This window comes from Streptosporangium amethystogenes (assembly GCF_000721075.1).
GTDB lineage: Bacteria > Actinomycetota > Actinomycetes > Streptosporangiales > Streptosporangiaceae > Streptosporangium > Streptosporangium amethystogenes.
Genome location: NZ_JOEQ01000013.1, coordinates 26583 through 38246 on the forward strand (window position 1 = coordinate 26583; position 11664 = coordinate 38246).

The window sequence follows — 11664 nt, forward strand, 5'->3', positions numbered from 1 at the left end:
CGCCTCATGTCGATTCAAACGCGCCGAGAGCGTGAGCGGGCGGAGCGGGAGCGGTTGATCATCGCGGCGGCCCGGGAACTGGTCGAGGCCGAGGGCTGGGAGGCGGTGACGACCCGTCGCCTCGCCGAACGGGTCGAGTACAGCCAGCCGGTGCTCTACAGCCACTTCAAGGGCAAGGACGCCATCATGGCGGCGGTCGCGGTGGAAGGCTTCGCCGACCTGGCCGCCGAACTGCGCGCGGCCCGTACGGCGGCGACCGACCCTCGCCAGGCCGTCGCCGACGTCGGCGCCGCCTACGCCGCGTTCGCCGAGCAGCGACCCGCGTTGTACGACGCGATGTTCACCCATACCGTCGACCTGCCGTTCGCCAGCCCCGAGGCGCCGGCCGCCCTGCACGCGGCCTTCGGCGAGCTGCGCGAGGCCGTGCGACCGCTGGCCGGGGAGGACGACCTGGGCCTGCTCACCGAGACCCTCTGGGGCGGCCTGCACGGACTGATGACGCTCATGCGGGGCGGCAGGCTCCGGCACGAAGGCCACGAGCGGCGGCTGGCGTTGCTGCTCGGCCGCTTCTCACGCTGACCCGCTGATCACAATCGGCCTCCCCCGCGTCTCGACGACGGACTACCCAGCGGGTGCGGGAGGAGTTGCTCAAGCAGCGCCGCCAGGAGCGGATCGAGCCGCCGTCACCCGGCCACGTGACCAGGATCGCGCGCCCGGCACTACACAACGCGGGGCAGGCATGGTTTCACCGGACCGCGGCCCGGCCGAATACGGCGGCGACGACCCGGCCGACTTGACGCTTGGCCTCTCCGCCCATCAGGGGAGATGAGTGATCAACGGGGCTTCGCTGCTCTGCGAGGTTTCACATTATGCGGGCCCGTCATGCTGCGGGATGTAGCGGGCGCGCATGGCGGGGCCGGCGGCCGGGCCGGCGGTGAAGACGAACGCGCGGCTGTCGTCCAGGCGGCGGCCGGTCCTGGCGTCGATCACGACGGGTTCGACCTCCTCTCCGGTGGCCGCGTCGACCAGGATCATGCTGCGCTCCTCGGGCGCCAGGCGGGCGTTGCCCCAGGCGGCCATCGCGACGATGACCGGACGCAACGAACGGCCCAGCTCGGTCAGCACGTACTCGTGACGCACCGGGTTCGTCTGGTACGGGCGGCGCTCCAGGAGGCCGTCGGCGACCAGGGACTTGAGCCGGCTGGTGAGCATGCTGGAGGAGATGCGCAGGTTCTCCTGAAACTGGTCGAAGCGAGTGTAGCCGTCGAACGCGTCATGCAGGAGCAGCAAGGTCCACCACTCTCCGATGTGCTCGATCGCGTCGGACAGCGGGCACTCGCGGTCTTCTTGCCTGACCCGGGCCTGCATGGACACCCCTCCCACAGTCACTGCTATTATCGAAGTGAGTCAGTTTCATTTTAGCAGTAACTGATGCGCGTGTGCGACACCCACCATCGACGTGCGAGGAACATGCCATGCCCCAAAACCAGGCAATCGCCTTTGGCGCGCTGCCCGGCGCCATCACCACCTACCTGGCAGCCCACCGCGACCGCGACATCGCGGCTCAGCTCGGCCTGTTCGCAGCCGACGCCACAGTGGTCGACGAAGGCCATACCCACGCCGGGACCATCGCCATCACCGCATGGATGAAGCGTTCCGCCGGCGCCTACACGTACACGATCACGCCGATCGCCGCCGAGCAGTCCGGCGAGGGCGACTACACCGTCACCCAGCACCTGGCCGGTGACTTCCCCGGGGGCACCGTGAACCTGCGCTTCCGCTTCACCCTGGGCGACGGCCTCATCCGGCACCTGGTCATCGAGCCATGAACAAGACCTGGTTCATCACCGGAGGCACCCCCGGCGGGTTCGGCATGGCCTTCGCCGACGCCGCCCTGGAGTCCGGCGACCGCGTCGCCCTGACCGCCCGCAGGCCCGAAGAACTACGCGACTGGGCCGAGCCTTACGGCGACAGGGTGCTGACGCTCCGGCTCGACGTCACCGACACCCGGGAGATCCACGAAGGCCTGCGGGCAGTGGAGAACCGGAACCCGGCCAACGCCGACCTGTTCCACGGGAAGGCCGGCACGCGCTGCGTTACCGCCATCCAGCCCTCCGATACGGGGGGCCGGTGCCGCCCCCCACTATCCTGGATAACGGGGAGGCTCGAAGGGGACCAGACCGTGACTGCGGGGGGACGATGGGCGGCTCAACCCGCCGGTTCGCGTTGCGGGTGTCACACCGGCTTCTTCTGATCGCTCTGGTTTTGGGCGTCGCCGGAATGCACACACTGGGGCATCTGGAGCATCGGCGGGGGCACGGCGGTACGCCTGCCGCCCTCGCGCATGCCTCTGTCTCTGGGCATGGAGCGCCACAAGCACACTCCGTGCTCCTTCCCGCCCTGATGCCCCCGGCCGGGCAACTGATCTCAAGGCTTGGTGACACTCCTCTCACCCCAGATCCGAGCTCCGTCTGCCTGGCCGTACTCACCTCCTTCCTTCTTCTCCTCCTCATCGGTGCGGCGTCCATGTGGGCGCGGCGCATCTCGCAGGCCCGAATGGCCGAGGCCTCACCGATGCTGCTCGTCGCCCGCCCGCCCCCGCGCAGGACGGCCCTACGCCTGGCGTGTCTCTCGGTTTTGCGGCTATAGGCCGATCTCCACCGCGGACGGCATCGAAGATCCGCCCGCCGACGATCGACACACAGCCACGACCGACCGGAAAGAGACCATGGGAATGTTCGCCAACCGCTCCACCCTTCGCAGGCTCGCGCTGACCGCCACAGCGGGGGCCGGCGCCCTCGCGCTGCTCACCGCCTGCGGAGGCGGTGACGACGCGATGGCCGGCCACCCCGGCACCACCGGCAGTACTCACGCTCCCGCCACTACCGCGAGCCAGGAGCCGGGAACCGCCTTCAACGACGTTGACGTCGCCTTCGCGCAGATGATGATCCCGCATCACGAGCAGGCCGTGGAGATGGCCAGGCTGGCCGAGACCCGCGCCTCCGACCCGGAGGTGAAGGAATTGGCGGCGAAGATCGAGGCCGCGCAGGGACCGGAGATCGCCACCATGACCGGCTGGTTGTCCCTCTGGAAGGCTCCCGCCGCGGAGGAGGGCCACGCCGGGCATGTCATGCCCGGCATGATGACCGGGAAGGAGATGGTCGAGCTCCGGAAGGCAAAGGGCGCCCGGTTCGACCGGATGTTCACGGAACTCATGGTCGCCCATCACAGGGGGGCGCTCACGATGGCCAAGACCGAGCAGCGCGACGGGGCCGATCCCAAGGCCAAGGAACTCGCCAGAGCCATCGAGACCGCCCAGCAGGCCGAGATCGAGCAGATGCGGAAGCTTCTCGACCGGCTATAAGCCCGCAGAGCGGCCGGCGGTGTCCAGATGTGCTCTACCAGGACATCGCCGGCTGCCGCATCCACGAGAAGGGGTGGCAGTGGGGCGTGCCCGCAGCGCGGGAACTCCGCAGTGGGCACCACCACGCCGACGGCGCCGGTTGGGTGGCGCGCGGGTCGCCGTTGTGAGGCCCCCTTGAGCGCACCACCCGATCCCGTACTCAGGGAGGCGACTCGCGGGTGCGTCGCTCAGCGGGGGGACTCGGTGATCTGTACGCGGTGGCTGTCGTTGTCGGAGAGGAACGACGCCAGCGCCCGCCCCTGCTCGGCCACGGTGGTGCGGTCGGCTCGAGAGAAGCGGCGCAGCGGGATGACAGTCACGGCGCCGGCCTTGACGCTCCAGGTCGCGGCGACCCGGCCGTCGACCAGGACAACGCGAGCGCCGGCGACCGACAGGCCACGGTGGACGTCGTCGATGATCCGGCTGCGGTCGTGGTAACCGAGGATCGCGTTGTCGAACGCCGGCAGGAACCGCACCGGCGCGGGTGTGTCGGGGTCGGGGCGCGGCGCGTCGGGGAGGTCCAACAGCTCCCGGCCTCGCTCATCGCGGAAGGTGACCAGCTCCTCACGTATCGCGGCCACCGCGGCCGGCAGTCCGGCGAGGCCGCACCAGGCGCGCAGGTCGGCCGCGGCGGCGGGGCCGAACGCGGCCAGATAGCGCCGTACCAGCGCTTCGCCGACCGGATCGGAGCCGTCCGGGGCCGGCGGGTCGATCTCGCGCCCCAGCCAGGAGGAGAGCAGGACGTTGCGCACTCCCGCCCTCGTGCGCCACAGCCCGCGCGGCGGCAGCTGCGCCACCGGGACGAGGGCGGCGATCAGCATTTCGCCCAGCGCCCGTGTGCCCGGTACCGGCCAGCGCTCAGCCAGCGTCCGCGCGAGCTCGGTCATCGAGCGGGGCTCGTCGTCGGCCATCACCGCCCGGCCTGCCGCCGCGAGCTCGCCGAGGTCTACCCCGGCGAGCTCGCGGCGGTAGTTCCCGAGTACCCGTTGGCGCAGCATGACATCGTGGCGGGCCCGCCAGGCCAGGGCGTCGTCGGCGGTGAGGAGGTGGACGGTGCGGCGCATGAGGTGGGTCCGCACCACGCTCCGCCCGGTCAGTAGGCCGTCCAGCGCCGCCGGGTCGAACGCGTGCAGCCGCGACCAGAGCCCGACGAACGGTTCCTGCGGTTCCTGCGCCTGCAGGCCGCACAGGTGCGCGACGGCGTCGAGGACCGGCACATCGGCGTGATCGAGCAGCAACTGCCGGGCGAGCGTCGCGCGGTTGAGCGCCCGGCTGTCGAGAACGGTCATCGGCTCATGCCGTGGCGCGCTCGCCGGCGTAGCGCCGCTCGGGTGATGACCGGCAGGTCACAGGACATGCCAGGCGGGCCGATGTCGGGCATTCCGGTCCGCCCCAGAGGCCGCATCCTCATTGTGGTTGTTCCCTTCGATATCCGGTGAGCCGACGCTGGTCTCCGGACGCCGGCCTGGATCCGGCCGCCCTGTCGCAGCCTGTGGTCTGGTGCCATGACGCCCCCCTTCACAGGGGTCTTTCAGGAGCCTGGTGCGGGAGGCGCGTACCACGCGCTCACCCGTTGTATTCGCTCACGACGTCCACGACCCAGACGACGCCGAAGCGGTCCCTGAGCATCCCGTAGAGCGGAGCCCACTGCGCGGATGCCAGCGGCTGCACGATGGTCGCTCCGACGGAGAGCTTCTCCCAGTACGCGGTGACCTCCTCCGTGGTCTCGCCGCGGAGGGAGACGAAGAACGAGTTCTCACCCCGGTCCCACGGCGTCCGCGAGGGCACGTCGTAAGCCATCACGTGGAAGCCGTTGTCCGCGACCACCTGGCCCCACATCACCTGGTCCGCCTCGGCGGGGTCCTGCGTGTTCCCAGCGTCCTCGTAGGTGACGGCGGCGATGTCACCATCGAACACGGACTGGTAGAACTCGAGCGCCGCGCGGGCATCGCCCCGAAAGTTCAAATGAGTCACTGACTTGACGGACATTTTCGGTTCCCAACCTTCGATTGTCGTTTCTGGACGCCGTGAAGCGCCCGGACCGAACTGTCGACCGCGGAGTCGGAATCACGCCGGGTGGCGTGGGGCGGTCTCGGTGATCGGGTCCTTCCGGTCGTTCTCGTTGTTCGACCCGAGAGAACAGTCGCAGGGGAAGCGGTCAGGGAGTGGCCGCTTCTCAGGGCAATATGGGGAGTATGCCGAAGACTTCAGCGCGGCTGCTGTCGCTACTCTCGCTGCTCCAGGCGCGCCGGGACTGGCCGGGGGCGCTGCTGGCCGAGCGGCTGGACATCAGCCCGCGCACCGTGCGCCGTGATGTCGACCGCCTGCGCGAGCTCGGCTATCCCATAGTGGCCTTCAAGGGGCCCGACGGCGGGTACCGGCTCGACGCCGGCACGGAGCTGCCCCCGTTGCTGTTCGACGACGAGCAGGCCGTCGCTCTGGCCATCGCACTCCAGATCGCCGCCACCACCACCGGTGCCGGCATCGAGGAGGCCGCGGCGCGCGCGCTGAACACCGTCCGGCAGGTCATGCCCGCACGACTGCGCCACCGGATCGACGCCCTCCAGGTCACCGCCGTCGAGCGGCCCGCCCTCCGACCGCGCCCACAGGTCGACAGCGGCGTGCTCATGGCACTCAGCGCCGCCGTCCACGCCCGCGAGGTGCTGCGCTTCGACTACACCCCCGCCTCCCCACCGGGGGCGGACGACAACGGCGCACAGACGCCGCCTCGCCGGGTGCAGCCCCATCACCTCGTCGCCTGGGGCGGGCGCTGGTACCTCCTCGCCTGGGATCTCGACCGCGAGGACTGGCGCACCTTCCGTGCCGATCGGATCACCCCCCGCACCCCTACGGGGCCTCGCTTCACCCCGCGCGAACTGCCCGGAGGCGAGGTGGGCGCCTTCATGGTCGGCAGATTCCGGGGCTCCGAGGGCTCCGGCGACTGGCCCTGCCACGGCGAGGTGATCCTCGACCTACCCGCCGCCGTCGTGTCCCGCCACACCCGCGACGGAGTCGTCGAGGAACTCGGCCCGAACCGCTGCCGGCTCGTGCTGGGCTCGTGGTCATGGCCTGGTCTGGCCGCCGCCATCGGCGGGTTCGACGCCGACATCGAGGTCGTCGGCCCGGCCGAGCTCAAGGACGCCTTCGCGCGCCTGGCCGGCCGCTACGCCAACGCCGCAACCGGCACGCCGCCCTCGATCCGATGAGCAGGCGCACGTCGACCACGGTTCGGGGGTGGCGACACGACCGTAGGCGTGTACCACTCCGACGTGGGCCTTGACGTCCGGAACAAGCCCACCTCCCCCTTCGGGCGGGGTGAGGCCGAAGGGCGGACGGCAGCGTTGCGGGCGCGGTTGCTCACGCGGACCGCCGACGCCACCATCACCCGCCGGCTCCGGGCTTGATCAACGGTCGTTCCGGTCCAGGCCGGCCAAGGTTCGGAGACGTTGGTCCCTGCCCTGTGTGCCGAGCGGCCCTATGCCCGCCGGGTGCGTACGACCAGCGTGAGGGGAAGGAGCCGAACGAGCCGCCGGAGGAAGATGAGACCCGGTCTTGATCACCTGTTCTCCATCCCGATCGTGATGCGGTCGCCGGGCTCTCGGGCGGTCTTCCGGCCGGACTGCGGAATCGACACAGGTCACGGCCGCACACAGAACGGAGAGAGTCGTGAACGTCGAACACCTCACGGATCAGGGCGGGGCAGGCTTCACTCCTCCGGCCTACAAGGCGGTGATCTTCGATTTGGACGGCGTGGTCACCGACACCGCGGCCGTACATGCCGCGGCGTGGAAGGCGCTGTTCGACGAGGTGCTGCCGGACCTGACCGAGTCGCCGGTTCCCGGATTCGACGTCGAAGAGGACTACCGCCGCTACGTTGACGGCCGTACCCGGGAGGACGGCGTGCGGTCGTTCCTGGCCGCGCGCGGGATCGCACTGCCCGACGGGAGTCCCGAAGATCCGCCCGGACGGCGCACCGTGCACGGGTTGGCGGCTCACAAGCAGGAACTGTTCGCCGGGCGACTGGCCGAAGGCGGGGTCACCGCCTTCCCCGGCACGGTGGCGCTGCTACGGCGGCTACGTGCCGACGGTCTGCTGACCGCGTTGGTCACCTCCAGCCGCAACAGCGAGGCGGTGCTCACGGCGGCGAACGTCGGTGATCTGTTCGACGCCCGGGTCGACGGCAGCGACGCCGTACGGCTCTCGCTGGCCGGCAAGCCCGACCCGGCCATGTTCCTGGAGGCGGCGCGCCGGCTGCGGGTCGATCCCGCGTGCTCGGTGATCGTAGAGGACGCGGAGGCAGGCGTACGGGCCGGTGCACGTGGCGGCTTCGGCCTGGTCGTCGGCGTGGACCGGACCGGCAACCGGGCGCGGCTGCTCGCGGCCGGCGCGCACCTGGTGGTGGAGGACCTGGTGGCGGTCTGCTACTCGCAGGTTTTTCTGTCCGGAGCGCGGAGCTCGACCTCCAGGTAGCGTGGCGACGGTTTGTCCAGCAGGGGTCGGCACGCAGGTGCAGGTCGAAGAAGGCTCGGCCGTACGTGCGGGTGATCTCTACGGAGCGGGCCGCGGACAGCTCGCCCGGGACGCCGCCGTTGCCGCGCGGGTCCAGCACTGGGCCAGGACCAGGTCTTCCAGGCTGAGCCGGCTGACCGTCCAGGCAGGATCGTGGATCGGGGCATCTGTGCGGACGACGAGGGCGCTCTGCTGGTCGGCGGGGAGCCGATCGGGGTCGCGGCGCGGGCCGGTGAGCCGGTGATGGGTGGCCAGGAGCTTGTCGACCTCGTGCCGGGCCGGGATGTCGATGGTGCGGTCTCTCAGCGCCCGTCGCTTGCCGTACCTCTTGCCCGGTTCTGCCGCACCCCGGTCATGAGAGCTCCTTCGGAGCTCTCATGACCGGGGTGCGGTGCCTGTGGGTGCCCTCGCTTCGCTCGGTCACGCTATGTCCTCCTGAGAGGCGTTCCGAAAGGTGGTCATGAACAGGGCCTCGATGCTTTCGTCGTCGAGGCCGGCCAGATGGGCCTTGGCCAGCCAGCGCCGTAGGTCCTGACGCAGCGGGCCGTGCGCGGCCAGAGAGGCATTGGTCAGTGTCTTCGTCACGAACGTCCCGACCCCCGGCCTGGCGGCCGCCAGGCCCTCGTGCTCGAGTTCCCGATAGGCCTTGAGCACCGTGTTGGGGTTGATCGCCAGCCGCGCCACCACCTCCTTGACCGTCGGAAGCCGGTCACCTTCCCGCAGCATGCCCAGCCGCAGCGCGTGCCGTACCTGCTGGACCAGTTGCAGGTACGGCGAGACACCGGACCGGCCGTCCAGATGGAACTCGATCACTGCTCCTCCATTTACCTAGCCAACTATTACTTTAGAAGTCTAGATGCCAAAAGGCCGTAAGGATCGCCGTATCGCCCGACCGCACCCTCTATGCCGAAGGCGAGGCCGGGCGATCCGCCGTGATCGGGAAGATCGAAGACGGTCGGGCCGTACCAGAACGCGTCGGGTGTCGGCAGGCCGAAACCGGCGCCGATCCGGACGGGTACCCGCCACGTGGCTGCGCTTACCTGCGCAGACGTCAACGCGCGTACCTGGTGCCGGCAGTCTTCCGGCTCCGCTGTGGCCGCCTGGGCGTCCCTCGCTCGGTCAGACGCCTTCCGTAAGGAGGCGGAGGCTTTCCCGGGCCCAGTCGGCGCGGGCCTGGGCGACGGCGACCTGGCCCGCGAAGACGTTCGCCTTCAACCCGGCGATGCGGTCGTGCTCGGCCGGCGGACGGTTCTTCAGCCGCTCCTTGAGCAGGTCGGTGTCCTTGGCCAGCAACGCTTCCCGGTGCGCACGCCACTCCGTGATCAACTGCTCCTGCTCGGCGATGTACGCCTTGAGCACGGGCGCGGCCCGATCCGCGTCGATCATGTCGAAGAAGAGTGCCTGCAGGGAGAACGAGTCGCGCATCGGGGCCGGGGCGTGGCTGGTGCCCAGCCAGGTCCTCAGCTCCTCAACCCCGCGCTCGGTGATCGAGTACACCGTCCGCTTCAGCCGCGTGCCACGGATCTCCTTCTGACCTTCGATGAGCCCGGCCTGCTCCATCTGACGGAGCGTCGGATAGATCTGGCTCTGCGGCGCGGACCACACCCAGCGCGGGGCGGCATCGAAGAAGCGGGTCAGTTCGTACCCATTCATCGGGCGCGCCTCCAGGACGCCGAGCAGTGCGTGCTGAAGCGACATGCCTCCAGCATAGGGGCGTCCTACTTGCCCTAGAACATGTACGAATATACCTGTATTGTCCTGCCTGTTTTTGCAGATGCGCATGGGCAGAGAGGTACTGGTGTGAACGCAGAGCTGGCGGACGCCGGCCGGGCGCTGGCAGCGGCCGGGCTGGTCACCGCGTTCGGGCACGTGTCGTTGCGAGTCGGGGACGATCGGCTGCTGATGACCCCGCCGGTGCCGCTCGGGACGCTCGGGCCTGACACGCAGCACACCGAGGTCCCGCTGGATGCCACCGACCTGCCCGCTGGCACGCCGCGCGAGGCGTGGATCCATCTGGAGATCGCCCGGGCGCGACCCGGCGTGCGGGCGGTCTGCCGGGCACAGCCGCCCACTGCCACGGCTCTGGCCTCGGCGGGGGTGCCGATCCTGCCGCTGCACGGGCAAGGGGCGTTCCTCGGGCCCGAGGTGCCCGTGTTCGACGACGCGACGCTGGTACGCGACCGCGCGCGCGGGCGGGCGCTGGCCGAGCGTCTGGGTGCGGCGCCCGCCCTGATCATGCGGGGCAACGGTGCCGTGACCGTCGGTGAAAGCGTCGGCCAGGCCGTCGCCCTCATGTGGGTGCTGGAGGCCTCCGCCCGCCTGAACGCCACCGCCGCCGCCTCCGGCACCCCCACCCCCCTCACGCCCGCCGAGCAGGAGTCGTGGCGGGCCGTGCGATCCGAATTGTCCAACCGCATCTGGTCCTATCTCCGGGAGTTGTCATGATCGAGCTCGAAGACATCGCCTACGTCCGGTCCGGCGCCGCCGACCTGGACGCCGCCCTACGGTTCGCCGTGGACATCGTCGGCCTGGAGCTCACCGCTCAGGAGGGCGGCGTCGCCTACCTGCGCGCCGACCAGCGCCACCACTGCCTTGCCCTGGTCGAAGGGGAGTCCGGGGTCATCAGCTCCGGGTTCACCGTCCGGGACGAGGACGCGCTTGCCGCCGCCGAGACCGAATTGGAGAAGGCCGGCGTCACCGTCGTACGGGGTGACGCCAAGGAGGCCCACTCACGCCGGGTCCGGGACTTCCTGTCGTTCGACGACCCGTTCGGCAACCGCATCGACCTGGTGATCGACCAGGTGACGCTGACCGCACCGGTCCGCTACGGACGCGAGGCCGGCATCACCGAGTTCGGGCACCTGTGCCTGGACGCCCCGGACGTGCGCGAGGCGTACCGCTTCTGGTCCGGCCTGTTCAACGCCCGCGTGTCGGACTGGATCGGCGACTGGGCCTGCCTCATGCGCATCGACCAGGTCCACCACAAGCTGGCCGTGTTCCAGGGCAGCCAGCCGGGACTGTGCCACATCAACTTCCAAATCGACTCGCTCGACGCGTTGATGCGCAACCATCACTTCCTGGAGGCCAACGGGGTCGAGATCGAGATGGGCCCCGGTCGCCATCCGCAGTCGACGGCGGTGTTCGTCTACTTCAAGGGACCGGAGGGGATCACCTACGAGTATTCCTGGGGCGTGCGGCTCATCACCGACGAGGACGCCTGGCGGCCCCGCTACTTCGACCCGGCCGAGCCCGGCTCGATCGACATGTGGCAGGGCCCCACACGCCGCGTCCACACCCAACCCCAGATCCGCCGCCCTCTCGGCCAGAGCTGAGCCCTCTCCCCCGCGCCTCACCCGGCCGAAACGACGGCCACAGGAAGTGATCGATCGCATGAGTGAACGGACCATGGAACGCACCGCCGAGGTGCCACCGGAGGCCGAGCGGAACCGCGCCGACCACGGCCCCGTCATCGAAGAACGGCCGGGGCCGGTCCTGGCCACCGCCTGCCAGCGCGGATCGCGCCGGCTCCGCGGCGGGGGTGCGACATGCCACTGATCGAGGTGACTTTGACCGAGGGCCGCGAACCCGGCGCGATCCGGGCGCTCATCCACGAGGTGCACGCCGCCGTCGAACGCTCGCTCGGCGCCCCCGCTCAGAGCATCCGGGTGATCGTACGCGAGGTGCCGCGCGCCCACTGGGCGGCCGGAGACCAGACGCTCGCCGAACGCGACGAGATCAACAAAGGTGATTGA

At 70.0% G+C, this 11664-nt stretch carries 16 protein-coding genes; 11 read left to right on the forward strand and 5 right to left on the reverse strand.

Annotated features, from left to right (window positions below; all coding sequences use genetic code 11):
- The first annotated feature begins 6 nt into the window (after nucleotides 1-6).
- Nucleotides 7-579: a TetR/AcrR family transcriptional regulator gene (locus tag IG98_RS0120170; RefSeq protein ID WP_030914053.1), complete on the forward strand. Its 573-nt coding sequence runs from the start codon at nucleotides 7-9 to the stop codon at nucleotides 577-579.
- Nucleotides 580-867: 288 nt separating this feature from the next.
- Here the strand turns inward: IG98_RS0120170 and IG98_RS0120175 are convergent, their stop codons facing one another.
- Nucleotides 868-1368 (reverse strand): winged helix-turn-helix transcriptional regulator, encoded by a 501-nt coding sequence (locus tag IG98_RS0120175; RefSeq protein WP_030914057.1) that lies wholly within the window; start codon nucleotides 1366-1368, stop codon nucleotides 868-870.
- Nucleotides 1369-1475: 107 nt separating this feature from the next.
- On the opposite strand from IG98_RS0120175, the gene IG98_RS0120180 reads away from it, so the two are divergent.
- From IG98_RS0120180 to IG98_RS50640, 4 genes are all read left to right on the forward strand, one after another.
- Nucleotides 1476-1829 carry a nuclear transport factor 2-like protein gene (locus tag IG98_RS0120180; RefSeq protein WP_030914061.1) on the forward strand — a complete coding sequence of 118 codons (354 nt, stop codon included), beginning with the start codon at nucleotides 1476-1478 and terminating at the stop codon, nucleotides 1827-1829.
- A complete protein-coding gene (locus tag IG98_RS0120185) occupies nucleotides 1826-2254 on the forward strand; it encodes an SDR family NAD(P)-dependent oxidoreductase (RefSeq protein WP_030914064.1) in 429 nt (142 codons plus the stop codon). The genes IG98_RS0120180 and IG98_RS0120185 overlap by 4 nt, the downstream gene beginning before the upstream one ends.
- 474 nt (nucleotides 2255-2728) lie before the next feature.
- A complete protein-coding gene (locus IG98_RS0120195) occupies nucleotides 2729-3364 on the forward strand; it encodes a DUF305 domain-containing protein (RefSeq protein WP_245651638.1) in 636 nt (211 codons plus the stop codon).
- A gap of 29 nt (nucleotides 3365-3393) precedes the next feature.
- Nucleotides 3394-3531, forward strand: coding sequence for a hypothetical protein (locus tag IG98_RS50640; RefSeq protein ID WP_157594424.1), 138 nt, complete (start codon nucleotides 3394-3396; stop codon nucleotides 3529-3531).
- A 60-nt stretch (nucleotides 3532-3591) separates the two neighbouring features.
- Here IG98_RS50640 and IG98_RS0120200 read toward each other — a convergent pair whose 3' ends face one another.
- Nucleotides 3592-4692, reverse strand: a complete 1101-nt coding sequence (locus IG98_RS0120200; protein ID WP_030914072.1) for a winged helix DNA-binding domain-containing protein — start codon at nucleotides 4690-4692, stop codon at nucleotides 3592-3594.
- 277 nt (nucleotides 4693-4969) lie between these two features.
- Entirely contained in the window at nucleotides 4970-5392 is a 423-nt protein-coding gene (locus IG98_RS0120205; RefSeq protein WP_030914075.1) for a VOC family protein, read from the reverse strand.
- A 206-nt stretch (nucleotides 5393-5598) separates the two neighbouring features.
- Between IG98_RS0120205 and IG98_RS0120210 the strand changes: the two genes are divergently transcribed.
- Both IG98_RS0120210 and IG98_RS0120220 read left to right on the forward strand, forming a co-directional pair.
- Entirely contained in the window at nucleotides 5599-6609 is a 1011-nt protein-coding gene (locus IG98_RS0120210) for a helix-turn-helix transcriptional regulator (protein ID WP_030914078.1), read from the forward strand.
- Between the two features lie 460 nt (nucleotides 6610-7069).
- A complete protein-coding gene (locus IG98_RS0120220; protein WP_051752518.1) occupies nucleotides 7070-7873 on the forward strand; it encodes an HAD family hydrolase in 804 nt (267 codons plus the stop codon).
- A gap of 459 nt (nucleotides 7874-8332) precedes the next feature.
- Here IG98_RS0120220 and IG98_RS0120230 read toward each other — a convergent pair whose 3' ends face one another.
- Both IG98_RS0120230 and IG98_RS0120235 read right to left on the reverse strand, forming a co-directional pair.
- Entirely contained in the window at nucleotides 8333-8725 is a 393-nt protein-coding gene (locus IG98_RS0120230; RefSeq protein ID WP_030914087.1) for a GntR family transcriptional regulator, read from the reverse strand.
- Nucleotides 8726-9031: 306 nt separating this feature from the next.
- The gene (locus IG98_RS0120235) at nucleotides 9032-9610 is read right to left on the reverse strand and encodes a PadR family transcriptional regulator (RefSeq protein ID WP_030914091.1); all 579 of its coding nucleotides are present in this window, start codon (nucleotides 9608-9610) and stop codon (nucleotides 9032-9034) included.
- A gap of 102 nt (nucleotides 9611-9712) precedes the next feature.
- Here IG98_RS0120235 and IG98_RS0120240 point away from each other — a divergent pair, with 102 nt between their 5' ends.
- The 4 genes from IG98_RS0120240 to IG98_RS0120255 are packed head-to-tail and all read left to right on the forward strand — an operon-like array spanning nucleotide 9713 to nucleotide 11664.
- Entirely contained in the window at nucleotides 9713-10357 is a 645-nt protein-coding gene (locus tag IG98_RS0120240; protein ID WP_030914095.1) for a class II aldolase/adducin family protein, read from the forward strand.
- Entirely contained in the window at nucleotides 10354-11244 is an 891-nt protein-coding gene (locus IG98_RS0120245; RefSeq protein ID WP_030914097.1) for a VOC family protein, read from the forward strand. Before IG98_RS0120240 ends, IG98_RS0120245 begins: the two co-directional genes overlap by 4 nt.
- Nucleotides 11245-11302: 58 nt before the next feature.
- Entirely contained in the window at nucleotides 11303-11467 is a 165-nt protein-coding gene (locus IG98_RS50645) for a hypothetical protein (protein WP_157594425.1), read from the forward strand.
- Nucleotides 11458-11664, forward strand: coding sequence for a tautomerase family protein (locus IG98_RS0120255; RefSeq protein ID WP_030914100.1), 207 nt, complete (start codon nucleotides 11458-11460; stop codon nucleotides 11662-11664). The genes IG98_RS50645 and IG98_RS0120255 overlap by 10 nt, the downstream gene beginning before the upstream one ends.